At 64.7% G+C, this 26105-nt stretch carries 26 protein-coding genes and 2 pseudogenes; 23 read left to right on the top strand and 5 right to left on the bottom strand.

Going from position 1 to position 26105, the window contains the following annotated elements; all coding sequences use genetic code 11:
* Window positions 1–118 precede the first annotated feature (118 nt).
* Together ACQ86E_RS18750 and ACQ86E_RS18745 are read right to left on the bottom strand one after the other, a co-directional pair.
* Window positions 119–649, bottom strand: a complete 531-nt coding sequence (locus ACQ86E_RS18750; RefSeq protein WP_431201243.1) for a DUF3617 domain-containing protein — start codon at window positions 647–649, stop codon at window positions 119–121.
* Between the two features lie 45 nt (window positions 650–694).
* Complete coding sequence (locus ACQ86E_RS18745) at window positions 695–946, bottom strand: hypothetical protein (RefSeq protein ID WP_431201242.1); 252 nt, start codon at window positions 944–946, stop codon at window positions 695–697.
* A gap of 274 nt (window positions 947–1220) precedes the next feature.
* On the opposite strand from ACQ86E_RS18745, the gene ACQ86E_RS18740 reads away from it, so the two are divergent.
* The 4 genes from ACQ86E_RS18740 to ACQ86E_RS18725 all read left to right on the top strand — a co-directional run bounded on the left by ACQ86E_RS18740 (window position 1221) and on the right by ACQ86E_RS18725 (window position 3931).
* Window positions 1221–1631, top strand: coding sequence for a hypothetical protein (locus tag ACQ86E_RS18740; protein WP_431206504.1), 411 nt, complete (start codon window positions 1221–1223; stop codon window positions 1629–1631).
* Between the two features lie 119 nt (window positions 1632–1750).
* Window positions 1751–2455 carry a ribonuclease T2 family protein gene (locus ACQ86E_RS18735; RefSeq protein ID WP_431201241.1) on the top strand — a complete coding sequence of 235 codons (705 nt, stop codon included), beginning with the start codon at window positions 1751–1753 and terminating at the stop codon, window positions 2453–2455.
* 146 nt (window positions 2456–2601) lie between these two features.
* On the top strand, window positions 2602–3462 hold the full coding sequence (locus tag ACQ86E_RS18730) for a 23S rRNA (adenine(2030)-N(6))-methyltransferase RlmJ (protein ID WP_431201240.1): 861 nt from the start codon (window positions 2602–2604) through the stop codon (window positions 3460–3462).
* A 253-nt stretch (window positions 3463–3715) separates the two neighbouring features.
* Entirely contained in the window at window positions 3716–3931 is a 216-nt protein-coding gene (locus ACQ86E_RS18725) for a cold-shock protein (RefSeq protein WP_008544396.1), read from the top strand.
* 82 nt (window positions 3932–4013) lie between these two features.
* Here ACQ86E_RS18725 and ACQ86E_RS18720 read toward each other — a convergent pair whose 3' ends face one another.
* Complete coding sequence (locus tag ACQ86E_RS18720; RefSeq protein ID WP_431201239.1) at window positions 4014–4637, bottom strand: outer membrane protein; 624 nt, start codon at window positions 4635–4637, stop codon at window positions 4014–4016.
* A 255-nt stretch (window positions 4638–4892) separates the two neighbouring features.
* Here ACQ86E_RS18720 and uvrC point away from each other — a divergent pair, with 255 nt between their 5' ends.
* The 7 genes from uvrC to ACQ86E_RS18685 all read left to right on the top strand — a co-directional run bounded on the left by uvrC (window position 4893) and on the right by ACQ86E_RS18685 (window position 11170).
* Window positions 4893–6953 (top strand): excinuclease ABC subunit UvrC, encoded by a 2061-nt coding sequence (gene uvrC, locus ACQ86E_RS18715; RefSeq protein WP_431201238.1) that lies wholly within the window; start codon window positions 4893–4895, stop codon window positions 6951–6953.
* A 96-nt stretch (window positions 6954–7049) separates the two neighbouring features.
* On the top strand, window positions 7050–7667 hold the full coding sequence (gene pgsA, locus ACQ86E_RS18710; protein WP_041748548.1) for a CDP-diacylglycerol--glycerol-3-phosphate 3-phosphatidyltransferase: 618 nt from the start codon (window positions 7050–7052) through the stop codon (window positions 7665–7667).
* Window positions 7664–7915 (top strand): molybdopterin converting factor subunit 1, encoded by a 252-nt coding sequence (gene moaD, locus ACQ86E_RS18705; protein ID WP_092029492.1) that lies wholly within the window; start codon window positions 7664–7666, stop codon window positions 7913–7915. The genes pgsA and moaD overlap by 4 nt, the downstream gene beginning before the upstream one ends.
* A gap of 3 nt (window positions 7916–7918) precedes the next feature.
* Window positions 7919–8401: a molybdenum cofactor biosynthesis protein MoaE gene (locus ACQ86E_RS18700; RefSeq protein WP_431201237.1), complete on the top strand. Its 483-nt coding sequence runs from the start codon at window positions 7919–7921 to the stop codon at window positions 8399–8401.
* Window positions 8401–9360, top strand: a complete 960-nt coding sequence (gene prmB / locus ACQ86E_RS18695) for a 50S ribosomal protein L3 N(5)-glutamine methyltransferase (RefSeq protein WP_431201236.1) — start codon at window positions 8401–8403, stop codon at window positions 9358–9360. Before ACQ86E_RS18700 ends, prmB begins: the two co-directional genes overlap by 1 nt.
* Before the next feature lie 89 nt (window positions 9361–9449).
* Window positions 9450–10046 (top strand): phage holin family protein, encoded by a 597-nt coding sequence (locus ACQ86E_RS18690; RefSeq protein ID WP_431201235.1) that lies wholly within the window; start codon window positions 9450–9452, stop codon window positions 10044–10046.
* A complete protein-coding gene (locus ACQ86E_RS18685; protein ID WP_431201234.1) occupies window positions 10046–11170 on the top strand; it encodes a YihY/virulence factor BrkB family protein in 1125 nt (374 codons plus the stop codon). Before ACQ86E_RS18690 ends, ACQ86E_RS18685 begins: the two co-directional genes overlap by 1 nt.
* A gap of 42 nt (window positions 11171–11212) precedes the next feature.
* Here the strand turns inward: ACQ86E_RS18685 and ACQ86E_RS18680 are convergent, their stop codons facing one another.
* The gene (locus ACQ86E_RS18680) at window positions 11213–12052 is read right to left on the bottom strand and encodes a class I SAM-dependent methyltransferase (RefSeq protein ID WP_431201233.1); all 840 of its coding nucleotides are present in this window, start codon (window positions 12050–12052) and stop codon (window positions 11213–11215) included.
* A 401-nt stretch (window positions 12053–12453) separates the two neighbouring features.
* On the opposite strand from ACQ86E_RS18680, the pseudogene ACQ86E_RS18675 reads away from it, so the two are divergent.
* Window positions 12454–13958 (top strand): annotated as a pseudogene (locus ACQ86E_RS18675) (EAL domain-containing protein).
* A gap of 15 nt (window positions 13959–13973) precedes the next feature.
* The gene (locus tag ACQ86E_RS18670; protein WP_431201232.1) at window positions 13974–14828 is read left to right on the top strand and encodes a TIGR01459 family HAD-type hydrolase; all 855 of its coding nucleotides are present in this window, start codon (window positions 13974–13976) and stop codon (window positions 14826–14828) included.
* Window positions 14829–14921: 93 nt separating this feature from the next.
* Here ACQ86E_RS18670 and ACQ86E_RS18665 read toward each other — a convergent pair whose 3' ends face one another.
* A complete protein-coding gene (locus ACQ86E_RS18665; RefSeq protein ID WP_007596883.1) occupies window positions 14922–15317 on the bottom strand; it encodes a response regulator in 396 nt (131 codons plus the stop codon).
* 225 nt (window positions 15318–15542) lie between these two features.
* On the opposite strand from ACQ86E_RS18665, the pseudogene ACQ86E_RS18660 reads away from it, so the two are divergent.
* The 10 genes and pseudogenes from ACQ86E_RS18660 to ACQ86E_RS18615 all read left to right on the top strand — a co-directional run bounded on the left by ACQ86E_RS18660 (window position 15543) and on the right by ACQ86E_RS18615 (window position 26085).
* A pseudogene (locus tag ACQ86E_RS18660) lies at window positions 15543–16512 on the top strand (bifunctional riboflavin kinase/FAD synthetase).
* 202 nt (window positions 16513–16714) lie between these two features.
* Window positions 16715–19729, top strand: a complete 3015-nt coding sequence (gene ileS, locus ACQ86E_RS18655; RefSeq protein WP_431201231.1) for an isoleucine--tRNA ligase — start codon at window positions 16715–16717, stop codon at window positions 19727–19729.
* A gap of 9 nt (window positions 19730–19738) precedes the next feature.
* Window positions 19739–20233 (top strand): signal peptidase II, encoded by a 495-nt coding sequence (lspA, locus tag ACQ86E_RS18650; protein ID WP_431201230.1) that lies wholly within the window; start codon window positions 19739–19741, stop codon window positions 20231–20233.
* 106 nt (window positions 20234–20339) lie between these two features.
* Window positions 20340–21068: a hypothetical protein gene (locus ACQ86E_RS18645; RefSeq protein ID WP_431201229.1), complete on the top strand. Its 729-nt coding sequence runs from the start codon at window positions 20340–20342 to the stop codon at window positions 21066–21068.
* Between the two features lie 203 nt (window positions 21069–21271).
* Window positions 21272–22666 carry a M16 family metallopeptidase gene (locus ACQ86E_RS18640; RefSeq protein ID WP_431201228.1) on the top strand — a complete coding sequence of 465 codons (1395 nt, stop codon included), beginning with the start codon at window positions 21272–21274 and terminating at the stop codon, window positions 22664–22666.
* Window positions 22663–24030: a M16 family metallopeptidase gene (locus ACQ86E_RS18635; RefSeq protein WP_431201227.1), complete on the top strand. Its 1368-nt coding sequence runs from the start codon at window positions 22663–22665 to the stop codon at window positions 24028–24030. Before ACQ86E_RS18640 ends, ACQ86E_RS18635 begins: the two co-directional genes overlap by 4 nt.
* Window positions 24031–24146: 116 nt before the next feature.
* Window positions 24147–24563, top strand: coding sequence for an alternative ribosome rescue aminoacyl-tRNA hydrolase ArfB (gene arfB, locus ACQ86E_RS18630; RefSeq protein ID WP_431201226.1), 417 nt, complete (start codon window positions 24147–24149; stop codon window positions 24561–24563).
* Between the two features lie 155 nt (window positions 24564–24718).
* Complete coding sequence (locus ACQ86E_RS18625) at window positions 24719–25105, top strand: c-type cytochrome (RefSeq protein WP_431206503.1); 387 nt, start codon at window positions 24719–24721, stop codon at window positions 25103–25105.
* Window positions 25106–25501, top strand: coding sequence for a VOC family protein (locus tag ACQ86E_RS18620; protein WP_431201225.1), 396 nt, complete (start codon window positions 25106–25108; stop codon window positions 25499–25501).
* Window positions 25502–25536: 35 nt separating this feature from the next.
* Entirely contained in the window at window positions 25537–26085 is a 549-nt protein-coding gene (locus ACQ86E_RS18615; protein WP_431201224.1) for a gluconate 2-dehydrogenase subunit 3 family protein, read from the top strand.
* Window positions 26086–26105 lie beyond the last annotated feature (20 nt).

Raw genomic sequence — 26105 nt, 5'->3', positions numbered from 1 at the left:
GATCGAATTCGGGTGAGGGGTGCAGGTCTCACAACGATCGCATGTGTGGAGAGAGGCCCTGACCCCAACCCTCTCCCCGTAAGAACGGGGCGAGGGAGCGTACCGGTTACGCGGCGCCCTACTTCGGCAGCAAATTCTTCAGCTTGTCGATGTCGCGCACGTTCATCTTGAAACCGCCGGGCATCACGATGTCGCCGGGCTTCTGCTCCGGCTTGCAGGCCCCGAGCCACTTGGCTTCGAGGGTCATGGTGGTGTCGCGCCCCGCGGAGCCGACAGCGCCGCCTTGCGCATGCGAGGTGGTCTTCACCGTATAGGCCGAGTTGAAATCGCCAGTGATCTCGGCATGCGAGGTCGTGCTGATGCCGGCGACGCTGCACTCGGAATCGCTGACATAGCCGGTCGCGGTCTTCTTGATCTCCTGCTTGGCGCAGATCTGCTTGGCCATCGGAGAAACGTTGTTGTTCATCTCCTTGTCGACGGTCTGGTCGGTGCAGTGCTGCATGGTCATCTCGGGCACTGGCGAGCCGGCCCGGACCATCTTGATTTCCCAGAGACCGGCCTTGCGTACCGGCAGATCGTCCGCACGAGCCGCACCTGCCGACAGGACGACACAAACGGCCGAGCCGAGCAAAGCGAGTTTGCGCGTCATGTTTCGAGGCTCCCGGCTGAGAGATTGCGGCGCTACGAGCGCGCTTTAGTAGAGCGTGCGGATCGGCTGCTCAGCGGCGCCATAGGGCACCCAGCGGCAGGAGAACGAGATGTAGCCGCCCTCATAGGCCTGCACCGCGAGAAACTTCACGACCTTGCCGTAGCGCGCGCAGTGGTCGACCGCGACCTGCCGTGCATCGGTCTGGGTCGCCATCGAATAGGCGATGATGCCGCCGGTGTCGTTGCCCTTGAACGGCGGCACCGGAAGGAGATCGGCGCGCGCCGACTGGCTCGCCATAATACCCAAGGCAAGAATGGCCGCGGCCGCAATGATCTCGCATTCCCGTTACTCCAATTGGTTGGCGTCAGTTTACGGTGCCGGAATGGAAGTGAAAAGAACTGAAGCCCCGCCAGCTGCGACGTTATGGTCAACTCTTGGGTAAGTGTTGCCGCGCTGCACTTGACCTGCCCGGGCCTTCGCGTCACCGTCCAGCCTTCAAGACCCAGCTGTCCGGATTGCCCATGCGCGCCCCTCCCTGAAATCGCTCCGCTTTGCCGCCGTGTTCGGCCTCATGTTCGGAGCGCTGTCGCTCGGCGAGGCCAGGGCCGCCAATCCGCTGGAGCTGAACTTCTGGCTGAGCGGGCCGCGCTATGACGGCGCCGTCGCCGATTGCGACAAGGCGCTGCCGACCATCGCCACCCAGTTCTGGGAAAAGGAAAGCTCGTTCTGGAATTCCTCGTTGAAGATCACCGGCTTCGCCGCTGTTCACGAGGTCGCTTTCCGGCCCTGGCAGTCCGACAACATTCCGCGCCGCTATTGCACCGGTGAGGCGATGCTCAATGACGGCAAGGCACGCAAGGTGCATTTTTCGATCATCGAGGACGGCGGCTTTGCCGGCTACGGCAACGGCGTCGAATGGTGCGTGGTCGGGGTCGATCGCAACTGGGCCTACAATCCGGCCTGCCGCGCCGCCAAGCCGTAATTCGACCAGCCCTGATTCGGACCGATCAGAGCCCAAGCGAGCGCCGCTCGAAATTTGTTCTTGAAATGTTCTTTTCGCCTGCTAGGCTCGATTGCACAGTCTAGTTGAGGGGCGTCGCCATGTTTCATTCCAGATTGCAGTCTTTCTCCCGCCTGATGATCTCGCTGACGCTTGCCCTGCCCCTCGCGGCCGGGCTGGTCGTCTTCGCGAGCGGTGCAAAGGCCCAGGACAAGCGGCAGAACGCGCCCGGCGAATTCGATTTCTATGTGCTGTCGCTGTCGTGGTCGCCCTCGTTCTGCGAGGAGGCCGCCGAGCGCGGCGGGCGCTCGCAGATGCAGTGCGGCGGGCGGCCCTATGCCTTCGTGGTGCACGGGCTATGGCCTCAATACGAGAACGGCTTCCCCGAATATTGCCAGCGGCCGTCGCCGCGGCTGAACCGCAACATCGTCTCCTCGATGCTCGACCTCATGCCGGCGCCGGGCCTGATCTTCAACGAGTGGGACAAGCACGGCACCTGCTCCGGACTCGACGGCCGCAATTATTTCGAGACGATCCGCAAAGCGCGCGCCGTGGTGAAGATCCCGGCCGAGTATCTCGACCTGTCGCAGGCCAAGACCGTGGCGCCGGGCGAGGTGGAAGAGGCCTTCGTCAAGGCCAATCCGGGCTTGAGCAATGCGGCTGTGTCGGTCACCTGTAACCGGACCCGGCTCTCCGAAGTCCGCATCTGCCTCAGCAAGGATTTGCAGTTCCGCGCCTGCGAGGAAACCGACCGCCGCGCCTGCCGCCGCGACCAGGTTACGATGCCGCCGATCAGGGGTGGTTGAGGACAGTACGGCCTCCGTCATGCCCGGGCTGGTCCCGGGCATCCACGTCCTTCCTGCGGGTGGTCGCGCGTGGATGGCCGGGACAAGCCCGGCCATGACGGGTAGAAGATGCTGCGCATCTTCTCTCATGAGCCGCAGATCGTCCCATGAACTACCGTCACGCCTTCCACGCCGGCAGCTTCGCCGATGTCATCAAGCACATCGTGCTGGCGCGCATCATCACCTATCTGCAGGACAAGCCGGGGGCGTTCCGCGTCATCGACACCCACGCCGGCGCCGGCCTTTACGATCTCGACAGCGACGAGGCGCGCCGCAGCGGCGAGTGGCTGACGGGTATTGCAAGGCTGATGCAGGCGCGGCTGTCGAACGACACCGTCGCGCTGATCAAGCCCTATCTCGACATCGTTCGCGCCTTCAATCCGAAGGCCGAGCTCAAGGCCTATCCCGGATCGCCGCTGATCGCCCGCGGCCTGATGCGGCCGCAGGACAGCCTGGTCGCCTGCGAGCTTGAGCCGAAGGCCCGCAAGGCGCTGATCGGCGTGCTGCGCCGCGACGAACAGGCCCGGGTGGTCGATCTCGACGGCTGGGTCGCGCTGCCGGCCTTCGTGCCGCCGAAGGAACGGCGCGGCCTCGTGCTGATCGATCCGCCGTTCGAGGCAAAGGACGAGTTCGAGAAGCTCGGCGAAGCCTTCTCGGCGGCTTACGCGAAATGGCCAACCGGGATCTATGTGATCTGGTATCCGGCCAAGAGCAGGCGCGCCACCGACGCGCTCGCGCAGCTGGTGGCGCAGCTCGCAGCCGCAGCAAAGCCACCGGGAAAATGTCTGCGCCTCGAATTCAGTGTCGCGCCGCAGCTCGACGGCGGCGCCCTCACCTCAACCGGCCTGCTGATCGTCAATCCGCCCTACACGCTGCATGGCGAGCTGAAGACGATCCTCCCCGAGCTGGAAATGCCGCTCGGCCAGGGCGGAGCTGCCAGATTCCGATTAGAGGTGCCGCGGCCATAACGCGCCGGCATTCTTGGGAAAAATATGCAGTAGCGGTAGTCAATCTGCAGAGAACCGTATTATGCTGTTTCAGTGACTGGCTTTACGTTCCGCTTCCGCGAATGGTTGCGGCGGAGTGAAGGCCTAAGAAAGATCCGGCCGGACCGACACGGTCCGCCCAAGGATGGCCAGCTCTCCCGGGCTTCGTAAGGCCCGGTCATGTCGTGACGTGCGTCTGCGTCGCGACGGAGGAGCAATGAGGGGGAGTTTCCCGATGGCCATGACGGGAACGGTTAAGTTCTTCAACGGCGAGCGCGGCTACGGTTTCATCAAGCCGGACGACGGCGGTCGCGATGTCTTCGTTCACATCACCGCTGTGGAGCGGGCGGGACTGAAGGACCTTGCCGAAGGACAGCGCATTACTTTCGAAGTCGAACCGGACAAGAAGGGGAAGGGACCGAAGGCGGTCAATTTGGTCATCCTCTCCTAGCGGGCCTGGCGCAAACCACCTGCCGCAAAAATCCCGGCCGCGAGCGGCCGGGAGGTTGTTGTCCGGTATTTTCTTGTTGCTATCAGAAGTGATAGTTCACGCCTGCGCGTACAACGCTGGCGCTATAGCCGTTTGACACGCCTGTAATTCCGAACTGGCTGGTCGACAGGTCGATGTAGAGATATTCGAGCTTCACGCTCCAGTTCTGCGCGAGGCCGAGCTCTGCGCCGGCACCGATGGTCCAGCCGGCGCTGGTGTGCGACTCCGTCCAGCCGAACGTCTGCGCGCGCAGTTCGCCGAAGGCGAGGCCGGCAGTGCCGTAGAACAGCACGTTGCTGAACGCATAGCCAGCGCGGCCGCGCAGGGTGCCGAACCAGGGATTGGAGAACTTCCACGGCGCGAAGGTGTCGTCGGCGCCGGCGGCCTGGATGTCGCCCTCGACACCGAACACCCACGGACCGTTCTGGAAATTGTAGCCGGCCTGCGCGCCACCGACGAAGCCGGAGGGCTTCACGGGACTGTTGCTCACCGAGCCCCACTCATAGCCGAGATTGGCGCCGAGATAGGGGCCCGCCCAGCTATAGGCGTTGAGCGGCTGATTGACCGTGTAGGGCGCACGCTGCCCGTAACTGAGATCGGCGGCCTCTGCCGAAGCTGTCCAGCCGGCTGCAGCCAATGCGGCTGCGCCCACGACGAACCCCTTCATCACACTCTCCAACGCAACTGCCGTCACCAGGTGCGATGCCCTGCGCCGCCGCGCCTGGCAAAAGCCGCATGGTTACGGAACCAAGACCTTTTCGTGTAAGATTTATCGAGAGTTTTAAGTTAAAGGGCTGTTAAGGCGGGTTACCGCGCTGTTAACAGACTTAAGGAAGCGTTACCGGGAACCGCGCCCGCCATCCCTGTGCGTGCCGCACCGCGGGAACTTCAAATCGGCATCCCCAGCGCTTAAATTCGCCCCATGGTTCACGATTCCACCGACAATCCGGATGAGGCGCGCGCGCGCAAATCGCCGCGGACCGCGGCGACCGACACTCCGCCCGAGGCGCTGACGCCGCCGGATCTCGATCCCGCGGCCGGCGGCGATGACGAGGACGAGGCGCGGCTGCCCGACATCCTGGAGGAGAGCGGCGCGGTCGGCGAGGAGCCGCTGGCGACGGGCCATGAGGCGATCGAGCGCGCGGTCCGGCTCGCCCCGACCTCACCCGGCGTCTATCGCATGCTCAGTGCGAATGCCGACGTGCTCTATGTCGGCAAGGCCAAGAACGTCAAGAAGCGGCTGTCGAACTATGCGCGCCAAAGTGCGCCGCAGCCGGCGCGCATCCTGCGCATGATCGCCGCCACCGTAACCGTGGAAATCATCTCGACCACGACCGAGACCGAAGCGCTGCTGCTCGAGGCCAACCTCATCAAGCAACTCCGGCCGCGCTTCAACGTGCAACTGCGCGACGACAAGTCGTTTCCCTATATTCTGATCACCGGCGACCACTGGGCGCCGCAGATCCTCAAGCACCGCGGCGCCCAGTCGCGGCCCGGCCGCTATTTCGGCCCGTTCGCCTCCGCCGGCGCCGTCAACCGCACCATCACGGCCCTGCAGCGCGCGTTTCTGATCCGCTCCTGCACCGACTCGTTCTTCGAGAGCCGCACCAGGCCCTGCCTGCTCTACCAGATCCGCCGCTGCGCCGGTCCGTGCACCCGCGAGATCGACTTCCCCGGCTACACGACGCTGGTGCGCGAGGCGACCGACTTCCTGTCCGGCAAGAGCCAGGCGGTGAAGCAGGAGCTTGCGGGCGAAATGGAAAAGGCCTCCGGCGAGCTCGAATTCGAGAGCGCCGCGCTCTATCGCGACCGCCTCGCCGCGCTGTCGGCGATCCAGTCGCAACAGGGCATCAATCCGCGCACGGTGGAAGAAGCCGACGTATTCGCGATCCACCAGGAGGGCGGCTTCTCCTGCGTCGAAGTGTTCTTCTTCCGCACCGGGCAGAACTGGGGCAACCGCGCCTATTTCCCGCGCGCGGAGAAGACTTACACGCCGGAGGAGGTGCTCGGGTCCTTCCTTGCCCAATTCTACGACGACAAGCCGCCGCCCAAGCACATCCTGCTCTCGCACGAGATCGAGGAGAGCGAGCTGCTGGCCAATGCGCTGTCGATCAAGGCCGGCCACAAGATCGAGGTCACGACGCCCAAGCGCGGCGAGAAGAAGGAGTTGGTCACCCACGCGCTCACCAATGCGCGCGAGGCGCTGGGCCGCAAGCTCGCGGACACCGCGACGCAAAGCCGGCTGCTGGATGCCATGGCCGCGACACTGAGCCTGCCGCATGCGCCCAAGCGCATCGAGGTCTACGACAACAGCCACATCCAGGGCACCAATGCGGTCGGCGCGATGATCGTCGCCGGCCCTGACGGCTTCGTCAAAAACCAGTACCGCAAGTTCAACATCAAGTCCGAAGGGATCACGCCAGGCGACGACTTCGCGATGATGCGCGAGGTGCTGGAGCGCCGCTTCAAGCGCCTGATCAATCCGCCCGAGGAAGGTGCGGCCAAAGCCAAGGATGACGATTTCCCACAATGGCCCGACCTCGTCATCATCGATGGCGGCCGCGGCCAGCTCAACGCGGTCCGGGAAATCTTCACGAATCTCGGCCTGACCCAGGTGTCGCTGATGTCGGTCGCCAAGGGACCGGACCGGGATGCCGGCCGCGAGACCCTGTTCATGCCGGAGCGCGAGGCGATCAAGCTGGAGCCACGCGACCCCGTGCTCTATTTCATCCAGCGGCTGCGCGACGAGGCCCACCGCTTCGTCATCGGTTCGCATCGCAAGCTGCGCAAGAAGGACATTCGCGAGGCCGGTTTGCAGGAGATTCCGGGCATCGGCCCGTCACGCAAACGTGCCTTGCTGCATCATTTCGGAACCCTGAAGGAGATCGAACGGGCCTCGATCGTCGATCTCGGCAAGGTTCCGGGGGTGAGCGCCGAGAGCGCGCGCAGGATTTTCGACTATTTCCATCCCCAGCCGGGGTGAACTCAAGGGAGCCGCGGTCATATGATCGTCGCATCCCGCACCCCATTTGGGAGCTGGACGGTTGACCTTCAGGCACCAGCGGTATTGGTAGGACGGATGAACATCGCCACGACACGAGGGACGAACAGCCGCGCGATGTCCCTCCCGAACATCCTGACCTATGGCCGGATCGCCGCGATCCCGGTCGTGGTGGGGTGCATCTACGCGCAATCGATTCTAGACCAGCCGCTGTGGCTGCGCTGGGTGGCGGTCGCCATCTTCATCGCGGCAGCAGTGACCGATTACCTCGACGGCTATTACGCCCGGATCTGGAATCAGCAATCGGCGTTCGGCCGGATGCTCGATCCGATCGCCGACAAGCTGCTGGTCGCCTCCTGCCTGCTGATGCTGGCCGCGGACGGCATCATCCACGGCTGGTCGCTGTGGGCCGCCATCGTGATATTGTGCCGTGAGATCCTGGTTTCGGGCCTGCGAGAATACCTCGCCGCGCTGCGCGTCAGCGTCCCCGTGACCAAGCTCGCGAAGTGGAAGACGACCGTCCAGCTCGTCGCGATCGGCTTCCTGATCGCCGGCCCGGCCGGCGACGAAGTGGTGCCGATCGTCTCGATGATCGGGCTGGTGCTGCTGTGGGCCTCGGCGATCCTCACAATGTACACCGGCTACGATTATTTCAGCTCCGGCATCCATCACCTCATCAAGGAGGATGAGGCATGAAGGTGAAGTACTTCGCCTGGGTGCGCGAGCGCGTCGGCAAGGCCGAGGAGACGATCGAGCCGCCGGCGACCGTGCGCACCGTCGAGGAGCTGATCGCCTGGCTGTCCGGCCGGAGCGAGGCTTATGCTTATGCCTTCGAGAAGCCGAAGGTGATCCGCACCGCGATCGACCACACCCACGTCAAGTCCGACGCCGCCATCGCCGGCGCCCGCGAGATCGCGTTCTTCCCGCCGATGACCGGCGGCTAGTTCATGACATCCACTGCCACCACCTGCCCCGTCACCATCCGCATCCAGGAGGACGATTTCGACATCGCGCGCGAGATCGCCGTCCTGACCAGAAGCCGCACCGACATCGGTGCCGTCGTCAGCTTCTCCGGCATTTGCCGCGGCGACGAGGACAGCGCGAAGATCGCGGCGCTGACGCTCGAACACTACCCCGGCATGGCGGAGGAGGAGATCAAGCGCCATGCCGACGAGGCCACCTCGCGCTGGCCGCTCAACGGCGTCACGGTCATCCATCGCGTCGGGCGGTTCATGCCCGGCCAGAACATCGTGCTGGTGCTCACCGCCTCGCAGCACCGCCAGGCGGCGTTTCAGGCCGCCGAGTTCCTGATGGACTATCTCAAGACCAGCGCGCCGTTCTGGAAAAAGGAAGAGAGCGCCGCCGGCACCGGTTGGGTCGAGGCCCACGCCCGTGACGACGAGGCCGCCGCACGCTGGACCCGATCCTGATGGCAAGAGCATCAAGAAAGACAACGCGCGGCCGCGCTGCGCCGAAACTCGCGAAGGTCGGCCGCGGCGAACTGCTCACCCTGATCGATTTCGTCCGTTACGCGGTCAGCCGCTTCACCGAGGCCAAGCTCGCCTTTGCGCACGGCACGACCGATCCGGTCGCCGAAGCCGCCTTCCTGGTCTGCGAGTCCCTGCATCTGCACCCCGACCAGTTCGAGACCTTCGCGCACGCGCGCGTCACGGCGGCGGAAGGCAAGACCATCCTCGATCTCATCCATAAGCGCGTCATCACGCGGAAACCGGCCGCCTATCTCGTCAACAAGATCTACATGCGCGGCCTGCCCTTCTATGTCGACGAGCGCGTCATCGTCCCGCGCTCCTTCATCGGCGAGCTGCTGGAGTCGCATTTCGGCGGTGACGGCGAAGTTGGCTCCCTGATCGACAATCCCAGGGCCGTCGAGCGCGTGCTCGATCTCTGCACCGGCTCAGGGTGCCTGGCGATCCTCGCCGCCCATCATTTCCCGACCGCGACGATCGACGCCGTTGATATCTCCAAGGGCGCGCTCGAAGTCGCCGCACGCAATGTCAGCGAACATGGGCTCGACGAGCGGATCACGCTCCACCGTGGCGATCTGTTCGCCCCGCTGGGCGACAACAAATACGACCTGATCATCACCAACCCGCCTTACGTCGATGCCGAAGGCATGGCGGCCTTGCCGCCGGAATGCCGGGCCGAGCCGAAGCTCGCCTTCGACGGCGGCGCCGACGGTCTCGACGTGGTGCGCCGCATCCTGCACGGCGCGCCCGACCACCTCACGCCGGATGGCGGGCTGCTCTGCGAGATCGGCCGCGGCCGCGAACTGGTCGACGAGGCATTTCCGGAACTGCCGCTGCTCTGGCTCGACACCGAGGAGTCCGAGGGCGAGGTGTTCTGGATCGCGGCCGCCGACCTTATCTGATCCGTCACGACAGCGACGCTTCGCGCGGAACAAGTCAAATTCCGCCACGTTCATCCCCCGACGAAGTTCTCGTTTCGGAGGATATCCGCATGCTCGCGCCATCGGGCGAATTGCTGCGCGCCGGCATGGCGCTGAAACTCAACCATCTCAAGCGCGCCACGCAATCCTATCTGCGTGACCGCACCAATCAGGCCACAGGACATGTGACCTCCTATGCAGTCGCGGCGGGATTGTTTGCCGCAGCCGGGCTGTTCGTGATTGCAACCTTCTTTGTCGGCGTGATCGCCTTGTACCGCTGGGTCGCCCTCGCCTACGGGCAATTCTGGGGCTTTGGGGCTGTTGCTTCCGTCTTGCTGGTGCTGGCGTGTGCCTGTGCCGGCGTGGCGGTGGCGCAGATGAATCGCAAAACCAGGCCCATCGTCCCCCTCGCCAGCCGTCTGCGCGTTGCGATCGCCACTCCTCGGATTCCGCGCGGAACGGTCCAGCAAGCGGTTAAGGAGGTCGCAGCCGCGATCCCCTTGGTGCCGCTCGGACCGGACGAGAACCCGGGCGCAACAGGTCGCGGCAGGTCAAATCCTGTTCGCAACAACCGGCCACTGCAGCTTGGCTTGATGGTCGCAGCCGCCGGATTGCTGGGCGTGACCGTGGCCCGACGGAAGTACCGTCACCAGCGCCTGGACACCTGATGTCCACGCCGCGATCAGGACAGCTCGACAGTTGGCTCCTGGTTGCCGCCACGACCATCTTCGTGCTGACCGCGGAACGGTATCTCCAGGGCTTCGGTCAGCCAAAGTCGGCTGAGACTCGCCGCAACACCGAAGCCAGCGCCCCCGAAACGAATCCGGCGCATGCGGCTGCGCAGCCAGGCCGTGGCCGACGTTCGAACAACCCGTTCACGATCCCCTGGGCCGGCTGGAAGGACATCCTTTTGCGGACATATCCCCGGATCGACGATGATCGCCTGCTCGCCACAGCGGCGGGTGTTGTCTTCTTCGGCCTGCTCGCGATCTTTCCGGCTGTCACCGCGCTGGTCTCGTTCTACGGCCTGTTCGCCGACCCCGTCACCATCGGCGACAATCTTCAGACCCTCGCGGTGATGCTGCCGGAAGGCACATATCAGATCATCGGCGATCAGGTGGCGCGCGTCGTCTCCAAGGGCAACGCCGAGTTGGGAACGACCTTCCTGTTCGGCCTCGTCCTCGCGATCTGGAGCGCCAATGCCGGCGTCAAAGCCATCATCGACGCCCTCAACGTTGCCTACGAGGAACGCGAGAAGCGCGGCTTCATCCGGCTCAATATGGTCTCGCTGGCGTTTACCGTCGGCGGCATCGTGGCACTGCTGCTGATGGTCGGCGCCGTCGTCGCCTTCCCGCTCGCCCTCGATCACCTCCGGCTCGCGCCCGAAAGCAAGCTGATCATCGCGATTGCGCGCTGGCCCCTCCTGCTCGTGTTCCTGCTTGTTGCGCTGGCGCTGCTTTACCGGCTCGCGCCCAGCCGGGACGCACCGCGCTGGCAGTGGCTCAGTGTGGGCGCCGTGACCGCTGCCGTGCTCTGGATCGCCGGCTCGGCGCTGCTCTCCTGGTATCTGTCGGCCTTCGCCAACTACAACGCGACCTACGGCTCGCTCGGCGCCGCGATCGGCCTGATGATGTGGATGTGGATGTCGGCGATCGTCGTTATGTTCGGGGCCGAGCTGAACTCGGAGATCGAGCGGCAGACCCTGCACGACACGACCACCGGGCAGCCGAAGCCGCTCGGCAGCCGTGAAGCCGTCTCGGCCGACACGGTCGGCGCCGCCGTTCCGAACTGATCGCGGAGGTCAGGCCGAACTCCGGCCCGACCGAATTCGCCCTCAGCGCCTGATGATGACGGCTTCCAGATATTCGCTGTGCACGACCACCGTGCCGTCGTCGGCATGGTTGAACTCGCCCAGCAATGTCATGAGATCGTGCCGCAACGCCGCCTGAGCGGTCTCGTCGAGCGCGGCGAAGGCCTTCAGCATCGGTCCGTAGTACGATTTGAAGACATCGAGCCAGTGCTCCGGCGAGCGATAACGGAACACGAACATGCGCGGTTCGGCGGATATCTCCGAGGCCTTGGTGATGAACATCTCCTCGAGCCGTGCCTGCGTCCCCCACAAGGCCGGCGATTTGACACCTGCAGGTGGCGCCACATGCTTGCCGATGGTCTTGAAGAGCTGGCCGATGAACCCCTGCGGCGTCCAGTTGGCGAGGCCGATCTTGCCGCCGGATTTGCAGACCCGCGCCAGCTCGGAGGCCGCCTTGTCCTGGTCGGGGGTGAACATCACGCCGAAGGTCGAGACGACGACGTCGTAGCTGGCATCCGCGAACGGCAGCGCCTCCGCATCCGCCTCGCGAAATTGGACCGTCAGATGATCCGCCGCCGCGCGCTCCTGTCCGCGCCTGAGCAGCGCCGGCACATAGTCCGTGGATGTGACATCACACCAGCGCCGCGCCGCCGCCAGCGTCGCATTGCCGTTGCCGGCGGCGACGTCCAGCACCTTGCTGCCGGCGCGCAAGTCCAGCGCCTCGCAGAGCTGCTCGCCGACGATCTGCAAGGTGGTGCCGACGACGGCGTAGTCGCCGGACGACCAGGCGCCTTGCTGGCGCTGCTTGACGGCGGCGAGATCGGGCTCAGAAGGAGCCGGCTTGAGCGCTGCGGATGTCGACATGGCAATTCTCCTGGGGTTGAAAACACCGGGACGATAGGGCGCATGCGGCCCGCTGGCCTTGAGAGCAGCGTTATTTTACGCTGAGACTGCCTTGATTTCCCCGCGGGAGCGGAGGGCACGGGATTGTGCTCGGCAGCCATTGCCCTCAAGCGCCCGGGGAAGCGATCCGCCGCCAACGAGATTGCCACTGTCCGTTCGTCCGTCCATCGCGATGCTGCCGACCGCGAGCGCTGCTTTCGCCGGCTTTACTGACATAAGCCTTACAGAGGCAGCTATCCCCTCGAATCAACAATGATGTTAGGGTCATGCCGCTTGGGGGAGCATGAGGCGTGACGGGTTCGCACAGCAGCCCGTGTTTTCCCGGGGTGAGGCAGTCAGCTCTTTGAGGCGTAACGCGCGGCATGATTCGCATTTCGACGATCTTCATCGCCATCTGCATGGTTCTGGTCGCGGCCTCGCTCGGGCTTGTCCTCTACTCGGTTGCCGGCATCAGCGGGACCGAATCCGCGATCGTGGCACTGACCGCGCTGACCTTCCTGATCCTGTACAACGCGGTATCGATGCGGCTGCGCGATCGGAACGACGTCGGCGGTCAGATCGCCGACCTCTCGCGCGGCACCGCCGACCTCGCCCGCCAGGTCGCCGAGTTCGGCCGACGGCTGGCTGCGATCGAGGGGCGCATCGCCTCGTCCAATTCGACCAACACCGACCGCATCCAGTCGGTGGCGGGCGAGATCAACGAGCTCGGCGGACTCGTCAGGCAGCTCGCGACCACCGTGTCGGCCCATGAGGATCTGCTGGCTGGCAACGCGCCGGTCCCCTCTCCTGCTCCCGCTCCGGTCGCGATGCCGGAACCTGAGGCGCCGATCGACCTGATTGCGATGCCCGAGGAGCGCCCGGTTCCGGTTGCGCCTCCCCGCTCCCGGCAGCGGCACCGCGGCCGACGCCGCCAGCGGTTCAGGCCAAGACTGCCAACGCGGTTCAGACAGTCGACGGACGCAACCAGACCCAGATGCTGGCGACGCTGCGCAACGCGATCGACGAGAACCGCATCGACATCTTCCTGCAGCCGATGGTGACGCTGCCGCAGCGCAAGGTGCGGTTCTACGAGGCAGTGACGCGGGTACGTGACGGTCGCGACCAGTTGATTGCTGCCGAGGAGTTCATCAGCATCGCCGAGGCCTCGGGGCTGATCGGGCGCATCGACAACATGGTGATGCTGCGCTGCGTGCAGGTGCTGCGCCGCCTAATGGTGCGCAACAAGGATGTCGGCGTGTTCTGCAACGTCGCGGCCTCCACGCTCGGCAATTCGACCAGCTTCGCGCAGTGCCTCGACTTCCTCGAAGCCAACCGGGCACTGGCGCCGTCGCTGGTGCTGGAATTCAAGCAATCGACCTTCCGCAATCTCGGGCCGGCCGAAATCGAGAATCTCGCAGCGCTCGCCCAGCGCGGGTTCCGATTCTCGATCGACCACGTCACGGATCTGCGGATCGAGCCGCGCGAGCTCGCCGACCGCGGCGTGCGCTTCATCAAGGTGCCGGCCTCGCTCCTGCTCGATCCCCGGCAGGCCTCGACCTCGGACATCCACCCCTCCGACCTCTCCGATCTGCTCGGCCGGTTCGGCATCGACCTGATCGCCGAGCGCATCGAAGGCGAGCGCGCTGTGGTCGATCTGCTCGACTATGACGTACGGTTCGGCCAGGGCTTCCTGTTCGCGCCGCCCCGGCCATTGCGGCCGGAAGGGGCATCTGCTACCGGCGGGGCCGCGCCGAACCAGGCGCAGGACACCCAGGGATCCAATGGCTCCGCTCCCCCCAGCCAAGGTACGACAACTGGTGCGACGTCTTCGGCACCTCCAGCCCAACGCATCACCACCGGCAGCGCCGCTCTCGCGCGGCGTATTTGATCGGCCGCGCGCATCATGACGACGCTGCATTTTGCCGAAAGCCTGCGCGAGCTCGTGGGCGGTGTGGACGTCGTGCTCAGCGACATCTGGGGCGTGGTCCATAACGGCCTGGAATCCTTCCCGGAGGCCTGCGAGGCGCTGCACACCTATCGCAGCCGCGGCGGTACGGTGATCCTGATCACCAATGCGCCGCGCCCGGCGGATTCGGTACAGCGGCAGCTCCGCAAGCTCGGCGTCGCGGACGAGACCTACGACGCCATCGTCTCGTCGGGCGACCTGACACGGCTCTATGTCGCCGACCATCCCGGCAGCAAGATGTTCTGGCTCGGCCCCGAGCGCGACAACTCGATCTATCGCGGCCTCGATGCGGTGACCGCGCCGCTGGAAGAGGCCGACTACATCGTCTGCACCGGGCTCTACGACGACGAGACCGAGACCGCGGAAGACTATCGCGGCATGATGCTGCAGGCGCGCGAGCGCAAGCTGACGCTGGTCTGCGCCAACCCCGATATCGTGGTCGAGCGCGGCGACCGGCTGATCTATTGCGCCGGCGCCATTGCCGAACTCTATCGCGAGATCGGCGGCGAGGTGATCTTCTACGGCAAGCCGCACCGGCCGATCTACGAGCGCGCGATGGCGCTCGCCGGCGAGCGCCAGGGCCACCCGATCGACCGGAAAAAGGTGCTGGCGATCGGTGATTCCGTCCGCACCGACCTGACCGGGGCGCGCGAATTCGGCATCGACTGCCTGTTCGTCACCCGCGGCATCCATGCCGAGGAGTTCGAGGGGCTCGACCAGCTCGACCCGACATCGGTGATGGAATTGTTCGGCCACCCGCCGAAAGCGCTGATGCGCGAATTGAAGTGGTGACCTCTGTCGTTCCGCGAGGAACGACGCATCAACACAGAAAGCCCGGGAGAAATGCCCGGGCCTTCCGAAATCAACCGATGGCTTCGATCGCGCTTACGCGCTCGCCATGTCCGGGAAGACCGCCTCGATCTTGGTCTTCAGCGTCGCCGCGTTGAACGGCTTGACGATGTAGTTGTTCACGCCGGCCTTCTTGGCCGCGATCACGTTCTCGGTCTTCGATTCGGCCGTGATCATGATGAAGGGCGTGGTGGCGAGGTTCGGATCCGCGCGCACTTCGCGCAGCAAATCGTAGCCCGTCATCGGCTCCATGTTCCAGTCGGAGATCACGAGGCCGTACTTCTTGCCGCGCATCTTGTTCAGCGCCGCCGAACCATCGCTGGCATCATCGATATTCTCGAAGCCAAGCTGCTTCAGCAGATTCCTGATGATACGGATCATGGTGCTGTAGTCGTCAACCACCAGAACCGACATCGACAAATCAACCGCCATCTCGACTCCCCCAACGCAAACCAGGAATGTTACAATCGGACCCGCCAGCTCTAGCCCCGCGGTTCCACGTTTCAAGAACTAGCACCAAGGCGTTAAACAGCGCGTTAATCGCGGGCGCCCTCGAAGGACTGAAATCGCATTCAATGCAGCCGCCCCCTCCCGCTTGACTTCATCCAGCCGGTCAAGCCACGGTCCGCAGGTCCTGCCGCTTCGAGAATTCCCCTGATGGCCCCGCATTTTACCGTTATTCGCGACTCCACGCCGGATTCCGCGATTTTAAAGGGTGCCGTGGTCGCGATGGGCAATTTCGACGGCGTTCATCTCGGCCATCGCGCGGTGATCGCGGCGGCCCTGGAAATGGGCCGAACGCATGGCCGCCCTGCACTGGCATTGACCTTCGAGCCGCATCCTCGCCGGTTTTTCAGCCCGAACACCCCCAATTCCGCCTGACGGACGAGCCGGCGAAGCTGCGACTGCTGGCCGGCACCGGACTTGCCGGCGCCGTGGTCATGACCTTCGACAAGGCGCGGGCCGGCACCAGCGCGCAAGATTTCATTCACCATGACCTGATCGGACGGCTGGGTGTCAGCGGCATAGCGGTCGGCTACGACTTCCATTTCGGCAAGGGACGGGTCGGCTCGCCGAGCCTGCTGGCCGACGAGGCCCCCGGCTCGGCATCGAGGTCGACGTGCAGCCGCATGTCGATATCGACGAGCGGCCGGTCTCCTCCAGCGCCATCCGGATCGCACTCGCCGAAGGCCAGATCGACGAGGCCACCACCATGCTCGGCGCCCCCTGGTTCATCACCGGCGAGGTGATCCACGGCGAGAAGCGCGGCCGCGACCTCGGCTATCCCACCGCCAACATCCGCCTCGATGCCAATTGCGGCCTCAAGCACGGCATCTACGCGGTGCGGGTCGGGCGCGGCGCCGAGCGGCTGGACGGGGTGGCGAGCTTCGGCCGCCGCCCGACCTTTGATAATGGCGCCCCGCTGCTGGAAATCTTCCTGTTCGACTTCAAGGGCGACCTCTACGGGCAGGCACTCGACTGCGCCTTCGTCGGCTTCATCCGCGAGGAGCTGAAATTCGACAGCCTGGAGGCCCTGATCCGCCAGATGGACGACGATTCCATCCGCGCCCGCACCATTCTGGCCGCCGCCCCGGACGCCTTTCCGCGGCTTGGCGCCGTTGATTGAGGCCGAAAGACCGGCCCGCCGGGCCTTTGCGCTTCCCCCGGCCGGCTGCTATGGAGGGCCATGTTTGCGCGGCGCATCATAGGGATTAGCGGCCCGGCTTCCGCCTGAGCTTTCGGCTCGGCGCAAGACCGGGATTTCGTCGTTCCGCCCCGCGATTCCGCATCGCCATCCGTTTCCGCGCCATTCCGAGCCAGTCAGCATCATGTCCGAAAAGCCGCAAAAGTCCGACGCCCCAAAGTCCGACGCCAAAGACTATTCGAAGACCCTGTTCCTGCCGCAGACCGAATTCCCGATGCGCGCGGGGCTGCCGCAGCGCGAGCCGGAGATCCTGAAATACTGGAACGACATCGGCCTCTACGACAAGCTGCGCAAGGAAGCCGACGGCCGCGCCAAGTTCGTGCTGCATGACGGCCCGCCCTACGCCAATGGCAACATCCATATCGGGCACGCCCTGAACAAGATCCTCAAGGACGTCGTGACCAAGAGCCAGCAGATGCTCGGCTACGACTCCAATTACGTGCCCGGCTGGGACTGCCACGGCCTGCCGATCGAATGGAAGATCGAGGAGGAGAATTACCGCTCCAAGGGCAAGCAGAAGCCGGACTTCCGCGACTCCGCCGCGATGGTGGCTTTCCGTAAGGAGTGCCGCGCCTATGCGACGCACTGGATCAACGTGCAGCGCGAGGAATTCAAGCGGCTCGGCATCATCGGCGACTGGGACCATCCCTATCAGACCATGAGCTATCCGGCCGAAGCGCAGATCGCCCGCGAACTGATGAAGTTCGCCGCCAACGGCACGCTGTATCGCGGCTCCAAGCCGGTGATGTGGAGCGTGGTCGAGAAGACCGCGCTGGCCGAGGCCGAGGTCGAGTATGAGGACCACACCTCCGACACGGTGTGGGTGAAGTTTCCGGTCACGTCTCCGGCCCACGGCGCGCTTGCCTCCGCCAGCGTCGTGATCTGGACCACCACGCCATGGACGCTGCCGGGCAACCGCGCGATCTCGTTCTCGCCGAAGATCGCCTACGGCCTCTATGAGGTTACCGACGCGCCTGCGGATAACTGGGCCAAAAACGGCGACCTGCTGATCCTGGCCGATGCGCTGGCCGAAAGCGTGTTCAAGCAGGCCCGCGTCAATACCTACAAGAAGGTGCGCGACATCCCGGCCGACACGCTCGATGCGGTGGAATGCGCTCATCCGCTGAAAGGCGTCGGCGGCGGCTACGAATTCACGGTCCCGTTGCTTCCCGGCGACCACGTCACCGACGACACCGGCACCGGCTTCGTGCACACCGCGCCCGGTCACGGTCGCGAAGACTTCGACGTCTGGATGGCCAATGCGCGCGAACTGGATGCGCGCGGCATCAACACCACCATCCCCTATACTGTCGACGAAAATGGCGCCCTCACCGACCACGCACCGGGCTTCACCGGCAAGCGCGTGCTCACCGACAAGGGCGAGAAGGGCGATGCCAACGAGGCCGTGATCAAGGCGCTGATCGAGGCCGGCAAGCTGCTCGCGCGCGGCCGCCTCAAGCACCAATATCCGCATTCCTGGCGCTCGAAGAAACCGGTGATCTTCCGCAACACGCCGCAATGGTTCATCGCGATGGACAAGGACATCAGCGAGGACGGTCAGGCGAAGAAAGGCGACACACTGCGCGCCCGCGCGCTGCGCGCCATCTCGGTGACGCAATGGGTTCCGCCGTCGGGCGAGAACCGCATCAACGGCATGATCGCCAATCGTCCGGACTGGGTGATCTCGCGCCAGCGCGCCTGGGGCGTGCCGATCGCCGTGTTCGTGCGCGAGAAGAGCGACGGCTCGGCCGAGATCCTGCAGGACGAGATCGTCAACCAGCGCATCACCGAGGCCTTCATGGAAGAAGGCGCCGATGCCTGGTACATGGACGGCGCCCGCGAGCGCTTCCTTGGGCCCCGTGCGGCTGAGGACTGGAAGAAGATCGACGACATCTGCGACGTCTGGTTCGATTCCGGCTCCACCCACGCCTTCGTGCTCGAGGATCGCCAGAACTTCCCGCAGCTCGGCAACATCGTCCGCAAGGTCGATGGCGGCCAGGACACCGTGATGTATCTGGAAGGCAGCGACCAGCATCGCGGCTGGTTTCATTCCTCGCTGCTGGAAAGCGCGGGCACGCGCGGCCGCGCGCCCTACGACATCGTGCTGACCCACGGCTTCACGCTGGACGAGAACGGCCGCAAGATGTCGAAGTCGATCGGCAACACCGTCGAGCCGCAGAAGGTGATCAAGGATTCGGGCGCGGACATCCTGCGCCTGTGGGTCTGCGCCACCGACTATGCCGACGACCAGCGCATCGGCCCGGAGATCCTGAAGAACACCATCGAGACCTACCGCAAGCTGCGCAACACCGCGCGCTGGATGCTCGGAACGCTGCATCACTTCAAGCCGGGCGAGAAGGTCGCCCATGCCGAGATGCCCGAGCTCGAGCGGTTGATGCTGCATGAACTGGCGGGCCATGCCGAAACCATTCGCAAGGCCTATGCCGCGTTCGATTACAAGACCGTCGTTGCAAGCCTCTCGGCCTTCATGAACTCCGACCTGTCGGCGTTCTATTTCGACATCCGCAAGGACACCCTGTATTGCGATCCGCCGTCCTCGCTGGCGCGCAAGGCGGCGCTCACCACGATCGACATCTTGTGCGACGCCATCCTGAAGTGGCTCGCCCCGATCCTCAGCTTCACGACCGACGAAGCCTGGCGGATGTTCCGGCCGAACGAGGCGCCTTCCGTCCATTTGACCCTCTTCCCCGAGGGCCTCGAACAATTCCGTGACGCGAGGCTCGCCGCGAAATGGGAGATCATTCGCAACGTCCGCCGCGTCGTCACGGGCGCGCTCGAACTCGAGCGTGCGGCCAAGAACATCGGCTCGTCGCTGGAGGCCTCGCCGGTGATCTATGTCGCCGACCGCGACATGCTGGCGACGCTGTTCGACATCGACCTCGCCGAAATCTGCATCACCTCGAACTACGAGGTGCGTGAGGGTGAGGCGCCGGCATCGGCATTCCGTCTCGACGCCGTGCCCGGTGTCGCGGTCGTCGTCGAGAAGGCGGTCGGCACCAAATGCGCCCGCTCCTGGAAGATTTCGCCGACGGTGGGCGAAGACGCTGAATATCCCGACGTCACCCCGCGCGACGCCAAGGCGCTGCGCGAATGGAAGGCGCTCGGGGTAGTGGCCTGAGCCCCGGCCATGGCCCCGCTCCGTGCCGGCATCCTCGCGGCAACGGTCACGCTCGTGGCCGACCAGGCCTCAAAGCTCTGGCTGCTGAACGGTTTCGACCTGGCACGCAAGGGCGTGGTGAAGGTGACGCCGTTCTTCGACCTGGTGCTGGCCTGGAACATCGGCATCAGCTTCGGCTGGCTCCAGAACGACAGCCAGGCGGCCCAGATCGCGCTGATGGCGGTCAAGGCCGTTGCGGTGGTCGCCCTCGCCATCTGGATGGCCCGCTCGCACACCCTGCTGGCGACGGTCGCGCTCGGCCTGATCATCGGCGGCGCCATCGGCAACGGCATCGACCGCTTCGCCTATGGCGCGGTGGTCGATTTCGCCCTGTTCCATATCGAGATCGGCGGAAATACCTATAATTGGTACGTGTTCAACCTCGCGGACGTGGCCATCGTTGTCGGGGTGGCGGGGCTATTGTATGATTCCTTCCTGGGGGTACCCGCCGCAAAAGCGCCCTGATCCCGGCCGATACGGGCTGGCAGGCGGAACCTTGCTTTTTGCGAGGATTGGCCGCGTTTGAGCGGCAAAGAGCAGCTATCTGCCACAATATGGAACAGGTACAATAATGCGCAGCTCGAAGACCAGCGGTTCGATGGTTCGAGACCCCAAAGCGGGGTTCTGGCGGGCGTTGAAATTGTCCGCTGTCATGCTCGGCATCGGTCTCGCCATGTCGGCAGGTCAGGCGCGCGCCGGTGACGACGACGAGGACGACGATGGGATGACCTTCGAAGAGAGGATCATCGACAATCTGATGTCCGGCATCGGCGCCAAGAGCATGGAAAAACCCGGCATCGAATACCGCGAGCGCTCGCCGCTGGTCGTGCCGCCCAAGCTGGACCTGCCGCCGCCCGCGACCCAGGCCAAGAATGCGCCGAACTGGCCCAAGGACCCCGAGGAAAAGCGCCGCAAGGAAGCCATCGCCGCGCGCAAGAAGGCCACCAAGGCCACCGAGAACTGGCAGGCCGCCCAGCCGCTGACGCCCGCGGAGATGAAGGCCGGCGAAGTCGCCGCGGCCCCTCGCACAAGCAACGACCCGATCCAGCCGGGCACCAACGCCAACCCGTCGCTCAGCCCTGCCGAATTGGGTTTTTCCGGCGGCCTGTGGAATATGATGAGGGGCGTCGGCGGCAAGGGCGAGACCAAGCAATTCACGACCGAGCCCCCGCGCCAGTCGCTGGTCGAGCCGCCGCCGGGCTATCAGACGCCGTCCCCGGGCTATGCCTATGGCGCCGGAGAGGACAAGTCGCGCCGGACCTATTTCGACATCATGTCGGGCAAGGACAAGGAACAATAGCGTTCCCGTCCTGCCGCGGTATCCTGACCGCAGCGAATCTGGCGCCGCCGGCGGATGTACGCCGGGGCGCGATCTAGAATTGCCTATCAGTAACTTGCCACCACGTTGAGTTCTCTGCTTCGTGACGCGAAGCCTCAGCCGCACGGTGTACCATGCCGTGCCTTTCGAGCCGGACATCCGGACTCGGCCTTTCACCAGGGATCATGATGTCCGCAAACCGATCGGTTGCCTGCCTCCTTGCCGCGCTGCTTTCGACGAGTGTCCTGACGGCCGGCGCGGCCCTCGCCCAGACCACGGTGACATCGGCTCCGCCCGCCAGCTTCACGCTCGGCAATGGCATGCAGGTCGTGGTGATCCCGGACCACCGCACGCCCGTGGTCACCGAGATGATCTGGTACAAGGTCGGCTCGGCCGACGAGACGCCGGGCAAATCCGGACTCGCGCACTTCCTCGAGCATCTGATGTTCAAGGGCACCTCGAAGCACCCGGTCGGCGAATTCTCCCAGACCGTGCTCCGCGTCGGCGGCAACGAGAACGCCTCGACCTCGGTCGACTACACCAACTACTACCAGCGCGTGCCGAAAGAGCAGCTGCCGACCATGATGGAGTTCGAGGCCGATCGCATGACCGGCCTGATCCTCAAGGACGAGAACGTGCTGCCCGAGCGCGACGTCGTGCTTGAGGAATACAACATGCGCGTCGCCAACAATCCGGACGCGCGGCTCAACGAGCAAATCATGGCCGCGCTCTATCTCAATCATCCCTATGGCCGGCCCGTGATCGGCTGGCACCAGGAGATCGAGAAGCTCGACCGTGAGGACGCGCTCGCCTTCTACCGCCGCTTCTACGCGCCGAACAACGCGATCCTCGTCATCGCAGGCGACGTCGAGGCCGCGGACATCCGTCCGCTGGTCGAACGCAATTTCGGCTCGATCCCGGCCCAGCCCGCGATCCCGGCGCGCCGCGTCCGCCCGCAGGAGCCGGAGCCGGCCGCACCGCGCACCGTCACGCTGGCCGATCCACGCGTCGAGCAGCCGAGCCTGCGCCGCTATTATCTCGTTCCTTCCGCAACCACGGCCGCAGCCGGCGAAAGCGCGGCCCTCGATGTGCTGGCGCAGTTGATGGGCAGCGGCAGCAATTCCTATCTCTATCGCGCGCTAGTGGTCGACAAGCCGCTCGCAGTCTCGGCCAACGCCAGCTATTCGAGCATCGCGCTCGATCCGACCCAATTCGCCGTGTCGGCTTCGCCGAAACCCGGCGTCAGTTTCGCCGAGATCGAGCAGGTGATCGACGGCGTCATTGCCGAGGTCGCGCAGAATCCGATCCGCGCCGAGGATCTGGAGCGGGTGAAGACGCAGCTCATCGCGGAAGCGATCTACGCGCAGGACAATCAGACGGTGCTGGCACGCTGGTATGGCGGCGCGCTGACGACGGGCCTCTCGATCGAGGACATCCGAAGCTGGCCGGACCGCATCCGTGCGGTCACCGCCGAGCAGGTTCGCACGGTTGCGCAGAAATGGCTCGAGAAGAAGCGCTCGGTGACGGGCTATCTGATCAAGGACACAAGCGCCGCCAAGCGCGAGGAGAAGCGTTCGTGACCTATCCCTTCCTTCGACGCGTTGCGTTCTCCATCGCCACCGGCGCCGCGTTCGCGCTCGCGACCATCTCGCCATCGCAAGCCGCAGCGAAGATCCAGCGCCTGGTCTCGCCCGGCGGCATCGAGGCCTGGTTCGTGCAAGACGCGACCGTGCCGCTGATCGCCATGGAATATTCCTTTGCCGGCGGCTCGGCGCAGGACCCCAAGGACAAGTCGGGTGTCGCCAACCTGGTCAGCGACCTCCTCGACGAAGGCTCCGGCGATCTGGACTCCAAGACCTTCCACGAACGGCTCGACCGCCGCGCCATCGAGCTCAGTTTCAGCGCCACCCGCGATACCTTCCGCGGCAGCTTGCGCATGCTGCGCGACAACAAGGACGAGGCCTTCGACCTGCTCCGGAGCGCGCTGACCTCGCCGCATTTCGACACCGCCGACGTCGAGCGCATCCGTTCGCAGGTGATCTCGGGCCTGCGCCGCGAGACCACCAACCCGACCTCGCTGGCGAGCCGCAAGTTCCTGGAGGTCGCATTCGGCGATCATCCCTATGGACGGCAGACCAACGGCACGCTCGACAGCGTGCCGACCATCACGGTCGCCGACATGAAGGATTATGTCGGCCGCGTGCTCGCCAGGGACGGCCTGAAGATCGCGGTCGTCGGCGACGTCGATCCGGCCACGCTCGGCAAGCTGCTCGACCACACCTTCGGCAGCCTGCCTGCCAAGGCCAACCTCACGCCGGTCGCCGACGTCGAGGCCGCCAAGCCGCCGCAGCGCGCCTTCGTGCCGCTCGACGTGCCGCAAACCGTCATCACCTTCGGCGGCCCCGGCGTGAAGCGCAGCGATCCGAACTTCATGGCCGCCTATGTCGTCAACCACATTCTCGGCGGCGGCGGACTGTCCTCGCGGCTTTATCGCGAGGTTCGCGAGAAGCGCGGGCTCGCCTATTCGGTCTTCGAATCGCTGCTCTGGATGGAGCATTCGGCGATCTTCATCGGCAATACCGGCACGCGCGCCGACCGCGCCAGCGACACTATCGACGCCATCGAGAAGGAGGTGCGCCGCATCGCCGAGGAGGGGCCGACACAGAAGGAGCTCGACGAGGCCAAGTCCTACCTCAAGGGCTCGCAGATGCTGGCGCTCGACACCTCCTCCAAGCTGGCGCAGGCGCTGCTGCAATATCAGCAGGACAAGATGCCGATCGACTATATCGAGAAGCGCAACGCCATCATCGAGGCGGTGACGATGGACGATGCAAAGGCAGCCGCCAAGCGCCTGTGGGGCCAGGGGCTTCTCACCGTCGTCGTCGGCCGCGCCCCGCAGGCCGCCGCGCAACCCGCGGCAGCACCGGCGACGAAGTCCAACTGACGGTCCCTTACGTTTCCTGAATGGCCGGGCTCGTCCCGGCCATTTGCGTTTTGCATGGGCGCCATTGCCGAATGGTGATGTCCGGGATATGTCCTGATATCACGAACGGTGCCCCCATGCTGCGGATATCCCGCGATCTCGTCATCGACGAGGACGACATCGAGATCGGCTTTGTTCGCGCCTCGGGCCCCGGCGGCCAGAACGTCAACAAGGTCGCGACCTCGGCGCAATTGCGCTTCGACACCCGCAAGCTGACCTTGCCGGAGGATGCCGCACTGCGCCTTGCCCGTCTCGCAGGCCAGCGCATGACCAAGGACGGCGTCATCGTGATCCAGGCTCAGCGCTTCCGCACCCAGGAGCGCAACAAGCAGGATGCGATCGACCGCCTCATCGAGATCCTGAGCGAGGCGATGATACGGCCGAAGCCGCGGCGCGCGACAAAGCCGACCTTCGGCTCCAAGCAACGCCGGCTCGAGGGCAAGAAGCGCCGCAGCGATATCAAGTCGAAGCGCGGCGGACATTTCGACGATTGATTGCGGCAGTCGATCGCACCGCAAATCGGTGCGAGGCACATCGCGCGCTTTACGTTTTGTTCCCGTCCGAAACAGCCCGCTACTACCACCGCATGTTTGGCCGCGCCTAGAGTTTATGCACGCTGAATTTGACGTGGATGGGCGGGCTTTTGGCGATGCGCGCGGTCGTGCTGGGATTGTGCACTGCAGTGATTCTGGTGGTGCGGGTTGCCGACGCGCAGATGCCGTTGCCGGCCGCAAAGCCGCCGGATGGCGCAACGCTGTTCAAGCAGCAATGCGCGGTCTGCCACACGTTGAGTTCGTCCGAGCCGATGCGACAAGGGCCGCCGCTGGTTAAGGTCGTCGGGCGGCCCGCCGGCAAGGTCGAGGGCTTCCGCTATTCCGAGAATCTCGCCAAAGCCGACTTTGCCTGGGACGAGGCGAAGCTCGACGCCTGGCTGACCAATCCGCAATCCGTCATTCCCGGAGTAGCGATGGTCTACCGGCAGGCCAAGCCGGAGACGCGCGCCGCCATCATCGCCTTTCTGAAGGAGCAGAACTGAATGGCAAAGCCTGTTCATTCCATGATCCGCGTGTTCGACGAGGCGCGCTCGCTCGACTTTTACAGACGCGCCTTCGGCCTCGAGGTCGCCGACCATCTGAAGTTCCCCGATTTTGCCCTGATCTACCTGCGTCACCCCTCGTCACCTTTCGAGGTGGAGTTGACGGTCAATTTCGATCGCAAGGAGCCTTACGCGCTCGGTGACGGCTACGGCCACCTCGCGGTGGTGGTCGAGGATCTCGATGCGGAACATGCCCGCTTCGAGCGCGAGAAGCTGGCGCCGGGTCCGTTGCGCGACTTCAAGCACGACGGCAGGACGCTGGCACGCTTCTTCTTCGTCAGCGATCCCGATGGCTACAAGATCGAGGTGATCCAGCGGGGCGGACGTTTCAACTAGCCAAAATCAAAAAATCAAAATCAACGGAGGAAACCATGAGAGAAGTCGATCGTCGAAGCAAGCACAGCCGCCGCGTCTTTCTCAAGGGCGCAGCGACGGCCGTGCCGGTCGCCGCTGTCGCGACCAGTGTCGCCGTCAGCATCGAGGACGCCTGGGCCGAAGATGCGAGCGCACTCTCGCCCGCGACGATGAAGACGCTGCTGAAGGTCGCGCGCGATACCTATCCGCATGATGTGCTCGGCGACAGCTACTACATCACCGCAATCAAGCCGTGGGACGGCAAGGCGGCCAAGGATCCCGCCGTCAAGTCGCTGATCAGCGAGGGTATCACGCGGCTCGATCAGAACGCGCGGGATCGCCACAAGGTCCCGTACGCCGAGGTGCCATGGGAAGCCGACCGCGTCGTGCTGCTGAAGGAGATCGAGCAGAGCGAGTTCTTCCAGAAGGTCCGCGGCGACCTCGTCGTCTCGCTCTACAACCAGAAAGAGGTCTGGCCGCGGTTCGGCTATGAGGGCTCCTCCGCCGAACACGGCGGCTACATCAACCGCGGCTTTGCCGACATCGACTGGCTGCCCAAGGCTTAAGGCCACCCCAACGGTTCAGG

Source organism: Bradyrhizobium betae (assembly GCF_050632175.1).
Classification (GTDB): Bacteria; Pseudomonadota; Alphaproteobacteria; order Rhizobiales; family Xanthobacteraceae; genus Bradyrhizobium; species Bradyrhizobium betae_B.
This window is presented reverse-complemented; position numbering and strand designations above follow the sequence as displayed.